Origin of the sequence: Citricoccus sp. (assembly GCF_035445025.1) — a bacterium.
Lineage (GTDB): Bacteria > Actinomycetota > Actinomycetes > Actinomycetales > Micrococcaceae > Citricoccus.
The window spans coordinates 3,520-21,561 of the sequence record NZ_DAOMPX010000043.1 but is presented as its reverse complement, the minus strand read 5'-3'; the positions used below and the strand labels follow the sequence as shown (position 1 = coordinate 21,561).

General features: G+C 70.8%; 17 protein-coding genes. All 17 read left to right on the top strand.

Annotated elements, in window-relative coordinates:
* On the top strand, positions 1 to 529 hold a 529-nt coding region (locus PLJ28_RS12220), incomplete at its 5' end, for a PucR family transcriptional regulator (RefSeq protein ID WP_324590176.1).
* 182 nt (positions 530 to 711) lie between these two features.
* Positions 712 to 2,235 carry a GntP family permease gene (locus PLJ28_RS12215; protein WP_298045053.1) on the top strand — a complete coding sequence of 508 codons (1,524 nt, stop codon included), beginning with the start codon at positions 712 to 714 and terminating at the stop codon, positions 2,233 to 2,235.
* Positions 2,236 to 2,333: 98 nt separating this feature from the next.
* Positions 2,334 to 3,542 (top strand): acetyl-CoA C-acetyltransferase, encoded by a 1,209-nt coding sequence (locus tag PLJ28_RS12210; protein WP_324590175.1) that lies wholly within the window; start codon positions 2,334 to 2,336, stop codon positions 3,540 to 3,542.
* A gap of 58 nt (positions 3,543 to 3,600) precedes the next feature.
* Complete coding sequence (locus PLJ28_RS12205) at positions 3,601 to 4,401, top strand: 3-hydroxybutyrate dehydrogenase (protein WP_298045050.1); 801 nt, start codon at positions 3,601 to 3,603, stop codon at positions 4,399 to 4,401.
* 82 nt (positions 4,402 to 4,483) lie between these two features.
* Positions 4,484 to 5,278 (top strand): CoA transferase subunit A, encoded by a 795-nt coding sequence (locus PLJ28_RS12200; RefSeq protein ID WP_010144275.1) that lies wholly within the window; start codon positions 4,484 to 4,486, stop codon positions 5,276 to 5,278.
* The gene (locus PLJ28_RS12195) at positions 5,278 to 5,949 is read left to right on the top strand and encodes a CoA transferase subunit B (protein ID WP_298045048.1); all 672 of its coding nucleotides are present in this window, start codon (positions 5,278 to 5,280) and stop codon (positions 5,947 to 5,949) included. The genes PLJ28_RS12200 and PLJ28_RS12195 overlap by 1 nt, the downstream gene beginning before the upstream one ends.
* A gap of 360 nt (positions 5,950 to 6,309) precedes the next feature.
* On the top strand, positions 6,310 to 7,497 hold the full coding sequence (locus PLJ28_RS12190; protein WP_221243486.1) for a substrate-binding domain-containing protein: 1,188 nt from the start codon (positions 6,310 to 6,312) through the stop codon (positions 7,495 to 7,497).
* Positions 7,498 to 7,545: 48 nt separating this feature from the next.
* Complete coding sequence (locus PLJ28_RS12185) at positions 7,546 to 8,316, top strand: ABC transporter ATP-binding protein (RefSeq protein ID WP_298045047.1); 771 nt, start codon at positions 7,546 to 7,548, stop codon at positions 8,314 to 8,316.
* Between the two features lie 3 nt (positions 8,317 to 8,319).
* Positions 8,320 to 9,096 (top strand): ABC transporter ATP-binding protein, encoded by a 777-nt coding sequence (locus PLJ28_RS12180; RefSeq protein WP_183524467.1) that lies wholly within the window; start codon positions 8,320 to 8,322, stop codon positions 9,094 to 9,096.
* 3 nt (positions 9,097 to 9,099) lie between these two features.
* Positions 9,100 to 9,981, top strand: a complete 882-nt coding sequence (locus PLJ28_RS12175) for a branched-chain amino acid ABC transporter permease (RefSeq protein ID WP_010144280.1) — start codon at positions 9,100 to 9,102, stop codon at positions 9,979 to 9,981.
* Complete coding sequence (locus PLJ28_RS12170) at positions 9,978 to 11,192, top strand: branched-chain amino acid ABC transporter permease (protein ID WP_183524470.1); 1,215 nt, start codon at positions 9,978 to 9,980, stop codon at positions 11,190 to 11,192. The genes PLJ28_RS12175 and PLJ28_RS12170 overlap by 4 nt, the downstream gene beginning before the upstream one ends.
* Positions 11,189 to 12,754 (top strand): class I adenylate-forming enzyme family protein, encoded by a 1,566-nt coding sequence (locus PLJ28_RS12165; RefSeq protein WP_298045044.1) that lies wholly within the window; start codon positions 11,189 to 11,191, stop codon positions 12,752 to 12,754. Before PLJ28_RS12170 ends, PLJ28_RS12165 begins: the two co-directional genes overlap by 4 nt.
* Complete coding sequence (locus PLJ28_RS12160) at positions 12,744 to 13,478, top strand: TetR/AcrR family transcriptional regulator (RefSeq protein WP_221243336.1); 735 nt, start codon at positions 12,744 to 12,746, stop codon at positions 13,476 to 13,478. The genes PLJ28_RS12165 and PLJ28_RS12160 overlap by 11 nt, the downstream gene beginning before the upstream one ends.
* Positions 13,453 to 14,442 (top strand): alpha/beta hydrolase, encoded by a 990-nt coding sequence (locus PLJ28_RS12155; protein ID WP_298045042.1) that lies wholly within the window; start codon positions 13,453 to 13,455, stop codon positions 14,440 to 14,442. The genes PLJ28_RS12160 and PLJ28_RS12155 overlap by 26 nt, the downstream gene beginning before the upstream one ends.
* 193 nt (positions 14,443 to 14,635) lie before the next feature.
* Positions 14,636 to 15,517: a cell division ATP-binding protein FtsE gene (ftsE, locus tag PLJ28_RS12150; RefSeq protein ID WP_324590174.1), complete on the top strand. Its 882-nt coding sequence runs from the start codon at positions 14,636 to 14,638 to the stop codon at positions 15,515 to 15,517.
* Complete coding sequence (ftsX, locus tag PLJ28_RS12145; RefSeq protein WP_183524482.1) at positions 15,514 to 16,428, top strand: permease-like cell division protein FtsX; 915 nt, start codon at positions 15,514 to 15,516, stop codon at positions 16,426 to 16,428. Before ftsE ends, ftsX begins: the two co-directional genes overlap by 4 nt.
* 64 nt (positions 16,429 to 16,492) lie before the next feature.
* Complete coding sequence (locus tag PLJ28_RS12140) at positions 16,493 to 18,031, top strand: M23 family metallopeptidase (RefSeq protein ID WP_183524485.1); 1,539 nt, start codon at positions 16,493 to 16,495, stop codon at positions 18,029 to 18,031.
* Positions 18,032 to 18,042: the final 11 nt, after the last annotated feature.

Here is an 18,042-nt window from a genome sequence, read left to right as displayed (position 1 = left end):
GGCGCGCGCCCTGGCCGCTCCCCGCGGCGAGGGCGCCGTCGGGATCCTCACCGGTGACGCCGGCCCGGTGCCTGCCGCGTCCGGGGTCACCATCGCGCTGGGCCCGCGGGTACCCCTGGCCGACCTGCGGGAGTCCTTCGACGGCGCCACCCGGGTCCTGGAGGCCGCGCGCCGGGTGGGCTGGGAGGGTGCCGTGGACGCGGACCGGCTCTCCTGGCGCATGGGCATCCTCACCAGCCCGGAGGCCACGGAACTGCTCCACGCCCGGCACGTGGCCCCCGTGCTCGAGGAGGGATCCTTCGGCGAGCTCATCCTGGAGTCGCTGGCTGCGTACCTGGACCACGGGATGAGCATCCCGCTGGCCGCCGCCTCGATCCCGGTGCACGTCAACACCCTGCGCTACCGGCTCAAGAGGTACCAGGAGCTCACCGGGGGGAACGTGCACGAACTGGAGACGCTCATCGAGGCGTCCTGGGCGCTCGCGGCCCACCGGGGGACACGGACTCGACCCGGTGACGAGCTGTTGTAGCTGGCTACGAAACGCGGAACGAACTGTTGAACTCCTCTACGTAGCGCGCGTCACGGCGGCCGGGCCATGCTGGTGGATGTCGTCCTCGTCACATGCGTGACCGGGGTCACACCGCACCGTTTCCGTCAGTCGCGGGACGCCGCCCCACCGGGCCGGTGACCCCACGTTCGAGAGGTTCTCCTATGCTCCTGGGGATTCTTGGCATCATCCTGTCCCTGGCCCTGCTGATCACGCTGGCCTACCGGGGCATGCCGGTCATCATCGCCGCACCCATCGCCTCGGTGGTGGCCCTGGTCTTCTCCGGGGCGCCCATCCTGGCCTCCTACACCGAGATCTTCATGCCGGCCCTGGCGAACTTCGTCATGAACTACTTCCCGGTGTTCCTGCTCGGGGCCATCTTCGGCCTGCTGATGACCGCCACCGGGTACGCGGAGTCCATCGCCCGCTCGGTGACCCGCGTGATCGGCGCCCGCAGCGCGCTGCTGGCCACCGTGGTCACCTCGGCGCTGATGACCTACGGCGGCATCAGCCTGTTCGTGGTGGCCTTCGTGATGTTCCCGCTGGCCCGCGAGCTCTTCCGGATGGCGGACATCCCGAAGCGGCTGATCCCGGGCACCATCGCCCTGGGCATCTTCACCTTCACCATGACCGCCCTGCCCGGCTCCCCGCAGGTCCAGAACCTCATCCCCGGCCAGTTCTTCGGCACCGACGGCTTCGCCGCCCCCGGCATCGGCCTCATCGGCACCCTGATGATCGGCGGCCTGGGCCTGCTCTGGCTGGAGTACCGCCGCCGGACCCTGATGGCCAAGGGCGAGCACTTCGCGGACACCCTGGACGCCATCGACCGCGAGCACGGCGCGACCACGGCCACCGCCGGTGGCTCTGTCTCCCACGGCAAGGGCGTCGGTCCGGGGGCTGCGGTCGTGGACGAGGACCGGAAGAACTCCGCCGTGGACACCGAGTCCAACCCGGATGCCGCTCCCACCTCCGCGGCCCTGCTGACCCCGCCGAACGCCGTGGTGCCGTTCCTGCCGCTGCTGATGGTGGTCGCCGTCAACTTCGCCTGCACCCTGTTCATCTTCCCGGCCCTGAACTGGGACTACCTCAACGAGGAGAAGTTCGGTGGGGTCACCCTCTCGGCCCGCGCCGGGATCTGGGCCGTGACCGTCGGCCTGACCGCCGCCGTGCTGCTGATCGTCGCGCTCAACCTCCGCCATGCCACCGCACTGAAGAAGGGCTTCTACGACGGCGCCAAGGGCGCCATGCTGCCGATCTTCTCCACGGGCTCCGAGGTGGGTTACGGCGCGGTCGTCGCCTCCGTGGCCGCCTTCGCCGTCCTGCGGGACTCCGTGTTCAACATGGGCGGCAACGCCCTCGTCACCTCCGTGGCGTCCACCTCCATCACCGCCGCGATCACCGGTTCGTCCTCGGGCGGCATGACGATCGCCCTGAACGCCTTCGGTGAGCAGCTGCGGGACATGGCCGTGGACCAGGGCGTCAGCCTCGAGGCCATGCACCGGCTCACCGCCATGGCCGCCGGTGGCCTGGACACCCTGCCGCACTCCGGTGCCGTGGTCACCCTGCTGCTCGTCTGCGGCATGACCCACCGCCAGTCCTACAAGGACATCGGCATGGTGACCCTGGTGATCCCCGTCATCACCGTCGCGGTGCTGACCACGGTGGTGTCCTTCACCGGCGCGTTCTGAGCCGGTCCGGTCCGCACCGCGGCCCGCTGGTGACGCGCGTCATCACCTGAGACCATATTCACATCCAGTGCCGGGCATCGCCCGGAGAGGAGCATCCCATGACCACCACACCGTCGACCCCCTCACCCCAGGACGCCGTGATCGTCGGAGGGGCCCGCACCCCCTTCACCCGGCTGCTGTCGCAGCAGGCCTCGCTGTCCGCCGTGGACCTCGGCGCCCACGCCATCCGTCACGCCCTGGAGCGTTCGGGGGTCGCGGCGGCGGACGTGGACAGCGTCATCATGGGACAGGTGATCCAGGCCGGCCAGGGCCAGAACCCGGCCCGGCAGTCCTCGCTGGCTGCCGGGATCGGCTGGGAGGTCCCCGCAACCACCATCAACAAGGTCTGCCTGTCCGGGCTCACCGCCGTGATCGACGCCTCCAGGCTCATCCGGCTGGGCGAGGCGAGCGTCGTGGTGGCCGGTGGCCAGGAGTCCATGACCAACGCACCGCACCTGCTGATGGGCGGCCGCAAGGGGTACAAGTACGGTCCGACGACGGTCCAGGACTCCGTGGCGCACGACGGCCTCACCGACGCCCTGAGCCATGAGGCGATGGGCGAGCTCACCGAGGCGGGCAACGCCGAGCGGACGATCGGCCGGGCCCCGCAGGACGAGGCCGCCGCGGCCTCGCACCAGCGGGCCGCCCGCGCCCAGGCCGAAGGGGTCTTCGACGCGGAGATCGCCCCGATCGAGATCCCGCAGCGCAAGGGTGATCCGCTCGTCGTCTCACAGGACGAGGGGGTCCGTGCGGAGACCACCGTGGAGTCCCTGGGCGCCCTGAAGCCGGCGTTCGCCAAGGACGGCACCATCACGGCTGGCAACTCCTCGCCGATCTCCGACGGCGCCGCCGCGGTGGTGGTCACCTCCCGCGCCTACGCCGAGGAGAAGGGCCTGCAGATCCTGGCGACCATCGGCGCCCCCGGTCAGGTGGCCGGACCCGAGGACTCCTCCCTGCACGACAAGCCCGCCAATGCCGTCTCCGCGGCGCTGGCCAAGGCCGGGTGGACGACGGATGACCTCGACTTCCTCGAGGTCAACGAGGCCTTCGGCTCGATCATCGTGCACTCGCTGGACAAGCTCGGCTACCCGCTGGAGAAGACCAACATCCACGGCGGGGCCATCGCCCTCGGGCACCCCATCGGCGCCTCCGGTGCCCGGCTGGCGCTCACCGCGGCACTGGAACTCTCCCGCCGGGGGACCGGCCGGGCCGGCGTCGCCCTCTGCGGTGGCGGTGGCCAGGGCGAGGCCCTGCTGCTGAGCCGCTGATCCCGTCCGACCACCCGTGAACACCCCTGAACACCGTCCGCAGGAAGGCAGCCCGACCATGACCGAACAGAACACAGCACCGGAACCGAGCAGGGCCGGGAGCGTGATCGCCGACGGCGCGCTGGCCGGCCGGCGCGCCGTGGTCACCGGCGGGGCGTCGGGCATCGGTGAGGCGTGCGTGCGTGCCTTCGCCGCAGCCGGCGCCACCGTGACCGTCGCCGACATGAACGCGGAGGCCGCCGAGGCCCTCGCCGCCGAGGTGGGCGGTGAGGCGTGGGTCTCGGACCTGTCCGACACCGCCGCCCTCGACGGGCTGGACCTGGACACGGACATCCTCGTCAACAACGCCGGCATCCAGCGGGTGTCCCCGATCCACGAATTCGACCCGGAGAACTGGCGGTTCATGCACCGGCTGATGCTCGAGTCGCCGTTCCTGCTGATCCGCGCGGTCCTGCCCGGCATGTACGAGCGCGGCTGGGGCCGGATCATCAACATCTCCTCCGCCCACGGGCTGCGGGCCTCGCCGTTCAAGAGCGCCTACGTGGCCGCCAAGCACGGCCTCGAGGGCCTGTCCAAGGTCACGGCCCTGGAGGGAGGCCCGCACGGGGTCACCTCCAACTGCATCAACCCCGGTTATGTCCGCACCGCCCTGGTGGAGAAGCAGATCGCGGACCAGGCCCGCACCCACGGCATCGGCGAGGACGAGGTGGTCGAGAAGATCATGCTCACCGACTCGGCCATCAAGCGGCTCACCCAGCCGGAGGAGGTCGGGTCCCTGGCGACCTGGCTGGCCTCCGATGCCGCCGGCATGGTCACCGGCGGGTCGTACACCATGGACGGCGGCTGGACCGCCCACTGACGGCTCTGCCACCCGACGGCTGAGAACCGCAATCACCGGCACCGGAGCAACGGAGCTCCCCCTTCAGAAGGAGAACTGCACCATGACCCTGGACAAGACTGTGGCCTCGGCTGCCGAGGCCGTCGCCGACATCCCGGACGGCGCGTCGCTCGCCGTGGGCGGCTTCGGCCTGTCCGGCAACCCGATCCAGCTGATCGAGGCCCTGCTGGAGCAGGGTGCCGGCGACCTGTCGATCGTGTCGAACAACTGCGGCGTGGACGGCTGGGGCCTGGGCATCCTGCTCGGCGCCGGCCGGATCTCCAAGATGACCTCCTCCTACGTGGGGGAGAACAAGGAGTTCGCCCGCCAGTACCTGGAGGGCGAGCTGGAGGTCGAGCTGGTGCCGCAGGGGACCCTGGCGGAGAAGCTGCGGGCCGGGGGAGCGGGGATCCCCGCCTTCTTCACCCGTTCCGGGGTCGGCACCCAGGTCGCCGAGGGCGGCCTGCCGATGAAGTACAACCCCGACGGCACCGTGGCGAAGTCCTCCGATCCCAAGGACATCCGGACCTTCGACCTGGGCGGCACGGGGGAGAAGCAGTACGCCCTCGAGGAGTCGATCGTCACCGACTACGCGCTGGTCCACGCCGCCGTCGGCGACCGGCACGGCAACCTCGTGTTCAACAAGGCCACGCGGCAGTTCGCCCCACCGGCGGCGATGTCCGGCAAGGTCTGCATCGCCCAGGTCGAGCGCCTGGTCGAGCCCGGGGAGATCGACCCCGACCAGGTCCACCTGCCCGGGGTGTACGTGCACCGGGTCGTGGAGGTCGGCCAGGACATCGAGAAGCGAATCGAGAAGCGGACCGTGCGGACCGCCTCCACGACGGACAAGGACGCCTGATGAGCACCGAACAGAGCACCCAGACCCGGCTGCAGGGCTGGACCCGTGACCAGATGGCCGCCCGGGCCGCCCAGGAACTGCCGGACGGGGCCTACGTGAACCTGGGCATCGGCATGCCGACCCTGATCCCCAACCACATCCCGGACGGCCGCACCGTCGTCCTCCAGTCCGAGAACGGGATCCTCGGCGTGGGGCCCTACCCCGCGGAGGACCAGGTGGACCCGGACCTGATCAACGCCGGCAAGGAGACCGTCACCGTGAACCCGGGGGCCTCGTTCTTCGACTCCGCCACCTCGTTCGGGATGATCCGCGGCGGCAAGATCGACGTGGCCGTCCTCGGCGGGATGCAGGTGGCCCAGAACGGCGACCTGGCCAACTGGATGGTGCCGGGCAAGATGGTCAAGGGCATGGGCGGGGCCATGGACCTGGTCCACGGCGCGGGCACGGTCATCGTGCTGATGGACCACACGGCCAAGGACGGCACCCCGAAGATCCTCGCCGAGTGCGACCTGCCGCTCACCGGCAAGGGCGTGGTCGACCGCATCATCACCGACCTGGCGGTGATCGACGTGGACAAGACCGGCGAGTTCCCCCGCCTGGTGCTCGTGGAGACCGCCCCCGGCGTCAGCGAGGACCAGGTCCGGCAGTCCACCGGCGCCGAACTGCACTGAGCACCGCGCCGCCGTCGGGTCCGGATCCGGTCCCGACGGCGGCGCGCCGGCACCGCGAGCCCGGCCACCCCTCGAGGGGTGGCCGGGCTTCTGCGTGTCCGGGACCCGGCACCCGGTCGGGGCGGGGGTGCATTGAGACGACCTGAGACCTGATTCAGGAAAGTTTTCCCATGTCCTTGACGCCGGTGTGATCCCTCACACATACTCTGAGCACAACCTGAATCGTCTTTCATGTTGAGCCCTCGAGACCCTGTCGCGACCGGGCGATCACCCCCGCGCGGGAGCAGCCTCCCGACCATCGAACCACCGCACCCCTGGTCCTCATGGAAAGGCCCACTCGTGAAGAACCCCACCAAGATCATGGCCGCCGGCATCCTCGCCGCCGGACTGACCCTCACCGCCTGCGCCCCGACGGCCCAGACCGGCGCCGGATCGGAGGACGGCGCCGCCGAGGCGCCCGAGAGCGTGGACGTCGGCATCGTCTACTCCAAGACCGGCCCGCTGGCAGCCTACGGCGAGGAGTACTACGCCGGTCTGCAGGCCGGCATCGACTACGCCACGGACGGCACCGGCACGGTCGGCGAGACGAAGATCAACCTGACCTACCACGACGACGGCGGCGATCCGGACAAGGGGGTCTCCATCGCCAAGGAGCTGATCGGCAAGGAGTACAAGATCCTGGCCGGCACCACCGTCTCGGGCATCGCCCTCAAGCTCGCCGAGCAGGCCGAGCAGAACCAGATCCTCTACATCTCCGGCCCGGCCGCCACGGACGCCGTGACCGGCATCAACGACTACACCTTCCGCTCCGGCCGCCAGTCCATCCAGGACGTGGCCACGGCCGGTCAGTTCGTGGACGACCTGAAGGGTTCCAAGGTCCTCGTCTTCGGCCAGGACAACGCCTTCGGCCAGGGCAACGTCGCCGCCGTCGAGGGCGTCCTGGGCGCCGAGGGCGCCGAGGTCTCGGACATCCTGGTCCCCGAGGACGTCACCGAGTTCACCCCGTTCGCCCGACAGATCGTGGACGCCAAGCCGGACCTGGTGTTCGTGGCCTGGGCCGGTGCCAACGCCGGTTCCATGTGGCAGGCCCTCGAGCAGCAGGGCGCCTTCGAGGCCGCCCCGATCGTCACCGGCCTGGCCAACAAGGCGACCTACGGCGCCTACGGGGCGGCCGGCGAGAAGATCTCCTTCCTCTCGCACTACTTCCCGGGCGCCGGTCAGAACGAGGTCGAGGACTTCATGATGGAGCACGTCGAGGAGCAGGGCGCCGAACCGGACCTGTTCACCCCGGACGGCTTCGTGGCCGGGCAGATGATCGTCCAGGCGATCGAGGAGGGCGGCGGCACCGACGTCGACTCGATGGTGACCGCGCTCGAGGGCTGGGAGTTCGGGGGGCCGAAGGGCACCACCACGGTGCGGGCGGACGACCACGCCCTGGTCCAGGACATGTACCAGGCCAAGCTCGTCCAGAAGGGCTCGGAGTGGACTCCGGAGCTGGTCGAGACCGTCGGGGCGGCCGATGCCGCCCCGCCGACCGCCGCGAAGTGACCTGAACACCCCGACCCTCTCCCGCAGATCCTGCCCGAAAGGACCATCATGACCACCCAGACCCCTGCCCTGAGATTCCAGGGCATCGGCCTGCACATCGGCGGAGCGCGCATCCTCCAGGACATCGACCTGGAGGTCGCGCCCGGGGAGATGGTCGGGGTGATCGGCCCCAACGGGGCCGGCAAGACCACCCTGTTCAACCTGGTGTCCGGCCTGATGCGACCCACCGAGGGAAGCATCACCATGAACGGCAGGGACATCACGCACCTGCCGGTCGACCGGCGGGCGAAGGCCGGACTGGGGCGCACGTTCCAGACGTCCTCGCTGTTCCCGGGCCTGTCCGTGCTGGAGAACGTCCGCCTGGCCGCCCAGGCCCAGCAGGGCGGCTCGCTGTCCCTGCTGCACTTCCCGCGCCGGGGGGACGCGGCCACCACCCGGGCCACCGATTGCCTGGAACGGGTCGGCCTGCAGCACCGGACGGACGCCGCGGCCGGGGGGCTCTCCCACGGGGACAAGCGCAAGGTGGAGATCGCCATGCTGCTCGCCACCGACCCCGAGCTCATCCTGCTGGACGAGCCCATGGCCGGCGTCGGGTCGGGGGACGTGCCGGGACTCATGGAGATCATCCGCGGCATCCACCGGGAGTCCGGCCGCACCCTGATGATGGTCGAACACCACATGGAGGTCGTGCTCGGCCTCGTGGACCGGGTGGCGGTGATGCACCAGGGCTCGCTGCTGGCCGTGGACCAGCCGGAGCAGATCATGGCCAACGCGGAGGTCCAGGCGGCCTACCTCGGCGAGATGGGACAGGTGGCCTGAGCCATGAGCACCACAGTGCAGCGCACCCCGGCTCCCGTGCCGGCGGGCGGCACCCACCCCGCCCCCGTCCTGTCCGTCAGGAACCTGAAGGCCTCCATCGGCGGCCAGCAGGTCGTGGAGGACGTCACCTTCTCCGTTCCGGCCACCGGCATCACCGCCCTGCTCGGGCGCAACGGCGTCGGCAAGACCTCGACCATCAAGGCCATCCTCGGCCTGATCCACCGGGACGCCGGAACGGTGGAACTCCAGGGCCAGCCCATCCAGGCCCTGCCCACCCACCGGATCGTCCAGCGCGGGGTCGGCTACGTCCCGGAGGACCGGGAGGTCTTCGCCGGACTGAGCGTGGCCGAGAACCTGCGCCTGTCGGAACGGGACGACCATCCCCGGCGGGAGCTCGTGGAGTCCCTGTTCCCGGACCTGGTCAAGCGAGCGCAGCAGGCCGCCGGCTCCCTGTCCGGGGGACAGCAGCAGATGGTCTCCCTGGCCCGGGCGCTGATGAACGAGAACCGCGTGCTGCTCGTGGACGAGCCCACCAAGGGCCTGGCCCCCAAGATCGTCGGCGAGGTCGCCGACGCGCTCGAGGAGGCCGCCAAGACGGTGCCGATCCTGCTCGTCGAGCAGAACCTGGCGGTCGTCCGCCAGCTCGCCGCCGGGGCCATCGTGCTCTCGGACGGCCACGTGGTCCACACCACGGACTCCGCCACGTCGTTCCTCGAGGACGACACCCTCGTCACCCGCCACCTCGGCGTGGGCACGGGGCCAGCTCACGAAGGAGCCTGACCCATGGACACCATCCTCCTCCTGCTGGTCACCGGGATCGGCCTCGGCGCCGTCTACTTCCTGGTGGCCTCCGGACTGTCCCTGATCTACGGCCTGATGGGCGTGCTGAACTTCGCTCACGGCGCGTTCCTCACCCTCGGCGCCCTCATCGGCTGGGAGACGGCGCGGGTCATGGGGGCCGACTCCTGGGGCGGCTTCGCGCTGTCCCTGCTGGTCGGCTGCCTCGTCGGCGCACTGCTGGCCGCGCTGACGGAGTTCGTCCTCATCCGCCCGCTGTACGAACGGCACATCGAACAGGTCCTGGTCACGGTCGGACTCAACCTCGCGGCCATCGCGCTGTTCGAGGGCATCTGGGGCACCGACCCCGTCTTCATCCAGGGCCCCACCTGGATGGGCATGACCACCAACATCCTGGGGGCCCAGGTCCCCAACCACCTGTTCATCACCATCCTCATCGCCGGGCTGGTGCTGGCCGGCATGGTGCTGTTCCTGAAGAGGACCCGTTACGGCATGATCATCCGCGCCGGCGTGGAGAACCGCTCCATGGTCACGGCCCTGGGCATCGACGTCCGACGGGCGTTCACCCTGGTCTTCACCATCGGCGGCGCCGCGGCCGGGATCGGCGGTGTCCTGGCCAGCCACTACTTCGGCTACGTCTCGCCCCTGCTGGGCGGATCGCTGCTGATCTTCGCCTTCATCGTCACCGTCATCGGTGGCCTCGGCTCCCTGGCCGGTGCGGCGGTCGCCTCCGTGCTCGTCGGGGTGCTGCAACAGTTCGCCAACTACTTCTGGAGCATCGGCGACTTCGTGGTCGTCATCCTGCTGGCCGTCGTACTGCTGACCAGGCCCTCCGGACTCATGGGACGAAAGGTGGCCACCGCATGAGCGCCTCCACGGAAGAACTCAAGGACCAGCACGGCGGCCGCGGGGGCCGGGAGGGGTCCTCCGCCACGGACCGGCTCAAGGCCTCCCTCACCCCGCCCACGACACCGGGCCCCTCCGGCCCCGGCCGGTCCCCGGCCCGCCGTCGGATCATCGGCGGCGTCGCCGCCGTCGCCGGGGTCGTGGCCCTGGCCCTGCTGCCGCTGCTGAACATCCAGCTCCCCGGCATCCTCCCCACCGCCACCTACCAGCCGGGTGCCCTGCAGCTGATGGCGCTGTGCCTGCTGATGGGCGCGGCGGCCCTGACGTACCACCTGCTGATCGGCGTGGCCGGACTGCTGTCCTTCGGGCACGCCCTGTACGTCGGAGCCGGCGCCTACGTCCTGGGCATCCTGCTCGAACGCACCGGCATGGGACTGATCCCGGCGATGCTCCTCACGCTGCTCGTCGTGGTCATCCTGGCCAACGTCACCGGTGCGGTGGCCCTGCGGGTCAGCGGCATCCCGTTCGCCATGGTCACCCTGGCGTTCGCCCAGGCCGGCTCGGTGCTGGTGCGGCGCAACCCGGACGGTGCCACCGGGGGCGAGGAGGGGCTGAGCCTGAACACGGAGCAGGTCCCCGCCTTCCTGGTAGGGGTGTCCAACACCCGGAACCTGTACTGGCTCGCGCTGGCCGTGCTGATCATCGTCTTCGCCATCGTCAGCTGGATCCAGAACTCGCGGGCCGGCCACCTCGCCGAGGCCGTGCGCGAGAACGAGAACCGCGTCAGGGTGCTGGGACTGAAGCCCTACCTGGCCAAGCTGCTGATCTTCGTGGTGGGCGGCACCCTGGCCGGCTGCGTCGGCATGGTGCACCTGTTGCTGCAGTCCGGTGCCGTCCCGAGGACCGTCTCGGCGGACTTCACCATCACGCTGCTCGTCATGGTGGTCCTCGGCGGCGTCGGGTCCCGGTGGGGAGCCGTGGTGGGCGGCGTGCTGTACACGCTGCTCGACCAGCGGCTCACGGTGCTCGCCCAGTCCGAGGCCATCCAGTCGATGCCGGCCCTGCTGAGGGTGCCGCTGTCCGAACCGCTGTTCCTGCTGGGCACGCTGTTCGTCCTGGTGGTGCTGTTCATGCCGGGTGGCCTGGCGGGTTTCGTCCGGCGGCTCTCGGCCCGCTCCGGACGGGGCCGGCCGGGCAAGGACCCCGTCACGGTCCTGGAGCAGGCCGAATGAACGCGGCGCTGCACACCCTGGGCCGGTGGACCACCGACCGCGCCGTCGCCACTCCCGGCCGCACCGCCATCCTCGACGCCGGGGTGGCCCTGACCTACCGGGAGCTCGAGGACCGCGCGACCCGACTGGCGGGCAGACTCGTCGCCGCCGGTTACCGGCCGGGGGAGCGCGTCGCCACCCTCTCCGGCAACAGCTCGGACCACGTGGTGCTGTTCTTCGCCTGCGCCAAGTCCGGCCTGGTCCTCACCCCGCTGTCCTGGCGCCTGCGGCCCGCCGAGGTGGCCGTCCAGCTGGAGACCGCGGATCCCGCCCTGCTCGTGGTGGAGGAGGACTTCGGGTCGCTGGCCGCCGAGGCCTGCGCCCTGCTGCCGATGCCCCCGTCCCGCGTGCGCCCGGGGCGGTCCGGTATCGAGGAGGAGGTTCCGGCCCCGCACCGGCGAGGGACGGGCCGGGGCTACCGGGCGGAGGAACGGGCGCCCGGTAGCCCCGTGCAGGACGACGACCCGGTGCTGATGCCCTTCACGTCCGGGACCGAGGGAGCCTCGAAGGCGGTAGTGCTGACCCACGCCAACTGCTTCTGGAACAACCTGGCCCTGTCCCGCACCCTCGAGATCACCTCCTCCGACGTGGTGCTGGCCGTCCTGCCCCAATTCCACACCGGGGGCTGGAACATCCAGCCCCTGCTGGCGTGGTGGTCCGGCGCCACGGTGGTCATGGAACGGACCTTCGACGCCGGACGGGTCCTCTCCCTGATCGAGGACCGCTCGATCACCACGCTGATGGCGGTCCCCGCGCAGTACCTCATGCTCGCCGAGCACCCGCGGTTCGCCACCACGGACCTGTCCAGCCTCCGGCTGGCCGTGGTCGGCGGGGCGTCCATGCCGCCGGCGTTGATGCGGGCCTGGCACGCCCGCGACGTGCCGCTGGTCCAGGGCTACGGACTGACCGAGGCGGGTCCCAACGTGCTCTCCCTGCCGGCCGAGGACGCGCGCGAGAAGGTGGGCTGGATGGGACGGCCCTACCCCCACGTCGAGGTCGCCGTCGCGGACCCGGTCACCGGCCGGCTGCTGGAGGGCCCCGCCACCGGGGAACTGCTGGTGGGCGGCCCCAGCGTCTTCGCCGGTTACTTCCGTGATCCGGAGGCCACCGCCCGGGCCCTGAGCGGCGGCTGGCTGCACACCGGCGACCTGGTGGAGCGCGACGCGGAGGGGTACTTCCGCATCGTGGACCGTCTCAAGGACATCTTCGTCTCGGGCGGGGAGAACGTGGTCCCCGCCGAGGTGGAACAGGTCCTCACCGCGCATCCGGCCGTGGCCGCCGCCGCCGTCGTCGGGACGCCGCACGAGCGCTGGGGGGAGACCGGGCACGCGTTCGTGGTCCGCCGCTCCGGAGTGCCCGTGGACGAGACTGAACTGCGCGAGCACTGCGCACGGCTGCTGGCCGGGTACAAGCAGCCCACCCACTACACCTTCGTCCCGGACCTGCCCCGGACGGGCCTGGAGAAGATCGCCCGGGGCCGACTGCGGCCCCCGGCCCGGGAAAGGACTCACCATGGCCATTGAACCGCTGCATCCGGACACGGACACGCCCGGCGGCGAGGAGGTGCCCACCACCACCAAGGGCACCGTGCTCACCGCACGGGGGCTGCGTACCCGCAGGAGACTGCTGGACGCCGCCGAGAAGGTCTTCGCGGAGCTGGGCTACCCGGCGGCCTCGATCGTGAAGATCACCGAGGAGGCGGGCTGCGGCCTGGGGACCTTCTACCTCTACTTCGAGGGCAAGCAGGAGATCTTCAACGAGGTCGTGATGGACCTCAACCGGCGGGTGCGGCGTGCCATGACCGATGCCGCCCTGGCGGAGGCCGACGCCGGACGCATCGCCTCCGAACGCGCGGGCTTCCGGGCGTTCTTCCGCTTCACCGCCGAGCACCCGGCGCTGTACCGGATCATCCGGCAGGCCGAGTTCGCCTCACCGGACGCGCTGCGGTTGCACTACTCCCGCATCGTGGACGGCTACGCCCAGGGCATCGAGCAGGGCCAGCGGTCCGGTGAGGTGCACCGCATGGACCCGGAGGTGGTCGCCTGGGCCCTGATGGGCATCGGCGAGATCATCGGCATGCGCTGGGTGCTCTGGCCCCAGGACCAGGACGGCGCCACGCGTGAGGGCACGGGGGACGTCCCCGACCACGTCTTCGACACCATGATGGAGTTCATCGAGCGGGCGCTGGCGCCCGGGGCGATGGACCGGGAAGGAACGGACCATGTCCGAGACATCACTGGCCGCTGACGCGTCCTCTCCGGTGGCGCGGAACCACCGCCACACGGACCTCGGTCCGGACTACCGCCAGACCACGGTCGCCGTGACCGGTGGGCGGATGACGGTGGGCCTGTGGGGTCCGCGCGACCCGGCAGCCCCGACGATCCTGGCCGTCCACGGGGTCTCGGCCTCCCATCGCAGTTTCGGCCTGCTTGCCCAGGCGCTGCCCGGGGTCCGGATCATCGCCCCCGACCTGCGCGGCCGGGGCCGGTCCAGTGCCCTGCCGGGGCCGTACGGGATGCCGGCCCACGCCGATGACCTGGCCGCCGTCCTGGGCGAGACGGCCACCGGCCCGGTCGTCGTCGTCGGGCACTCCATGGGCGCCTTCGTCACCCTGGTGCTCGCGCACCGGCACCCGCACCGGGTGCGTTCCGTGGTCCTGGTGGACGGCGGCATCCCCCTGAGGGTCCCCGCCGGCCTCGATCCACAGCAGGTGGTCCAGGCCGTGCTGGGCCCGGTGGCCGAACGGCTCGCGATGCGCTTCGGCTCGGTGGAGGACTACCGCCGGTTCTGGCTGCTGCACCCGGCGTTCCTCGACGCCTGGACCCCGGGCAGCAGCACGGCGGCGCTGATGGAGGACTACATCACCTATGACCTGGAACCGGACGGGGCCGCGCTGCGCCCGGCCACCCGTTACGAGGCCATGGCCCAGGACACCACCGAGCTGCAGGGGGGCGGTTCCCTCCTGCGGGCGATCGACGAGCTCGCCGTCCCGGCACACCTGCTCTGGAGCCGCAGGGGCCTGTTCAACGAGGAACCCGGACTGTTCAGCGAGGACTACATCGCGTCCTGGCGGGGCCGGGTCCCTGCCCTGGCACGGCACCTGACGGTCACGGAAGTGCCCGGGACCAACCATTACTCGATCGTGATGGCTCCCGGGGGCGCCCGGACCGTGGCCGAGATCATCACCGCGGGGCTCGGCGCACCCTCCTGACCCCAACGCCCGGCTGACCGGGGTCGATGCTGATCATCGCCGACGGTGGTCCGGGATGACACGCCTGATTCCGGACGCGAGATCCCACGAGTGTTACCTTCCCGTGACTATCGTGGACGGGGCCGGCACCGAGCCTTCTCCCGACCCAGCCCCGGGTGCCGCAGGGCATCCTGTCCGTGGGCGAGTGTGGAAGATGATCCGGTTCGAGCAGGTCACCAAGGTCTACGACCGCCGTTCCCGTCCGGCGCTGCAGGACGTGACGGTGGAGTTCGAGCGCGGTCAGTTCGTGTTCCTCGTGGGTGCCTCCGGCTCCGGAAAGTCGACGTTCATCCGCCTGATGCTCCGGGAGGAGCGGGCCAGCGCCGGAGCGGTCTACGTGGCCGGCCGCAACGTGGCCAGGCTGCCGGGCTGGCGGGTGCCCCGCCTGCGCCGCAGCATCGGCGTGGTCTTCCAGGACTTCCGCCTGCTGCCCAACAAGACCGTCTTCGCCAACGTCGCCTTCGCCATGCAGGTGCTCGGCAAGGGGCGCGGGCAGATCCGCCAGACCGTTCCGCAGGTCCTGCGCACCGTGGGCCTGGACGGCAAGGAGCGGCGCCTGCCGCACGAGCTCTCCGGCGGGGAGCAGCAGCGGGTGGCCATCGCCCGCGCCATCGTCAACCGACCGGACATCCTGCTGGCGGACGAGCCCACCGGCAACCTGGACCCGGAGACCTCCCTGGGGATCATGGCCGTGCTGGACCAGATCAACGAGAACGGCACCACCGTGGTGATGGCCACCCACGACCACGACATCGTCAACCAGATGCGCCGGCGCGTGGTGGAACTGCGCGAGGGGCGGATCGTCCGGGACGAACAGGCCGGCCAGTACCGCACCGCGCCGGTGCCGCCGGCGGACGACTGGGCGGCGACAGCGGGGGAGACCGTCCAGACGAGCACGGACACCGGCACAGGCGCGAGCGCAGACACGGACACGGACACGGACGCAGGGATACGCGCAGTGCCTCCCGGGCCGGTACAGGCCGGCACGGCACGGACCGGCACGGCGCGGACCGGGACGGAGGAGGGCCGCCGATGAGGTTCGCGTTCATCCTCGGGGAGACCCTCTCCGGCATCCGCCGCAACCTGTCCATGGTGGTCTCGGTGGTCCTGGTGACCTTCATCTCCCTGACCTTCGTGGGGGCCGCGGGCCTGCTGCAGCTGCAGATCAACCAGATGAAGGGCTACTGGTACGACCGGGTGGAGGTGGCCATCTTCCTGTGCACCGGGACCTCGACCACGGCCTCCTGCGCCACCGGTCCCGTGACCGACGGCCAGCGCGAGGCGGTCCGGCACCTGCTGGAGTCGCCCACGGCCGCACCGTACGTCAAGAGCTACGAGTACGAGTCCCAGGACCAGGCCCTGCAGATCTTCCAGGAGCAGTTCAAGAACTCCGCGATGGCCGGGACCGTGACCGCCGAGCAGTTGCCCGAGTCCTTCCGGGTGGCGCTCGTGGACCCGGAACAGTACGAGGTCGTCAACGAGCTGTTCTCCTCGATGCCCGGCGTCGAACTGGTCTCGGACCAGCGGCAACTGCTGGAACAGATCTTCTCCCTGATGAACATGGCGTCGGTGATCGCGGTGTCGGTGGCCGGGGTGATGCTCGTCTGCGCCGTGCTGCTCATCGCCACGACCATCCGCCTCTCCGCCTTCTCCCGGCGGCGGGAGACGGGCATCATGCGCCTGGTGGGCGCCTCGAAGACCATGATCCAGCTCCCGTTCCTGCTCGAGGGCGTGATCGCCGCCCTGCTCGGGGCCGTGCTGGCCAGCGGAACCTCGTGGGCCATCGCCGAGTTCTTCATCGGGGACTGGCTGACCCGGCAGTATCCCGGCACCGGATTCATCGCCGGGGGGGACGCCCTGATGCTGGTGCCCCTCCTGCTCGCCGTCGCGGTCGTCCTGGCCGCCGCGTCATCCCTGCTCACCCTGAGGCGCTACCTTAAGGTGTGACCCCCGTCTGACCTGCACGGACACCACTGTGTCCACATCGCGACCGCACCACCGGAGGAACACCATGAAGCGAGGCCGGCTGTCCCGCGCCATCCTGGGCGCAGGGCTCGTCACCGTCCTGACCCTGTCCATGGGCGGCGCCGCCCTGGCCCAGGGCGGCATCGACGACCTGCAGCGGCAGATCGACCAGGCCGAGCGCGAGAAGTCCCGGATCAACGAGGAGCTGGGTGACCTCGGCGGGCAGCAGTCGTCGCTCCAGGGCCGGAGGGGTGACCTCGACGCCTCGCTGGAGGGCCTGGACTCGGAGATCGCGGACAAGATCCGCGAACTCAACCGGCTCCAGGACCGGTTGCCCGGGGCCCAGGAGGCCCTCTCCGCGGCGGAGAGCCGGGTCTCGGCGGCCACGGCCGAGGTCCAGTCCCTGCAGGAGCGGGTCCACCGGGCCGAGTCCAGCCGGGCCGAGCTCCTCGCCGAGGTCAGGGCGAGCGAGAGGGAACTGGACACCGCCCGGCAGGAGATCGGCCAGATCGCCAACCAGGCCTACAAGCAGGGCGGCGTCTCCTCGGACCTGGCGTTCATGCTCGGCCTGAGTGACTCGTCCCTGCCGGACGCCGTGGGCTTGGCCGACCAGGCCATGCGGATCCAGAACAACAGGATCTCCTCCGTCTCCCAGACCCGCGCCACGGACGTGAACGCCGAGGTCCGGCTGGCTGCCGTCGAGGCCGAGATCCGTGACCTGCGCGCCGAGGCCGAGAAGGCCCTGGACCGCGAGAAGCAGGCCCGCGACGAGGCCTCCCGCGCCAAGCGCGCACTGGACGGCATGGTGACGGACACCTCGAGGCTGACCGATGAGCTCAAGGCCCAGCGACCGAAGATCCAGGCCCAGATCGACGCCAACCGGGCGGCCCAGGACCAGGTCAACCGGCAGATCGCCCAGCGCCAGCGGGCGCTGACCGCCCAGTCCAGTCGCCAGTCCGACCTGCAGCGCCAGCACAGCGAGGCGGTGGCAGAGGCCGAGCGCAAGCGTCGGGCGGCCGAGGAAGCGGCCCGCAAGGCCCGTCAGGCCGCCGCCGCGGCCGACCGGGCCGCCGCGCGCCGGGCCCAGGACGCGGCCGACCGGGCGGACCGGGCCGCCGTGGCCGCCGAGAGGCGCGCCCGGCAGGCGGAGCAGCAGGCCGGTTCCTCCGGGTGGGGACTGCAGATGCCGATCAGCACCTACCTCACCTCCGGGTTCGGCTGGCGCGCGACGCCGGCCGGCACGTTCGACTACGGTGGCGCCGGGGGCTACGTGCACACGGGCATCGACTTCGGCGGGGGCTGCGGGGTCCCGATCAAGGCCGCCGCCGCCGGGGAGGTCTGGAACGCCGACTGGGCCGTGTGGTCGTCCGGCAATCGCGTGGTCATCTCCCACGGCGTGGTCAACGGCCGCGCGCTGGCCACCAAGTACCACCACATGACCCGGTCGACCGTCTCACCCGGGCAACAGGTGCGGCGTGGGCAGGTCATCGGGTACACCGGATCCACCGGCAACTCCACGGGCTGCCACCTGCACTTCGAGACCATCCTCGACGGCCAGGCCATCGACCCGCTCGGCCTGCTCTGACCCGCTCGGCC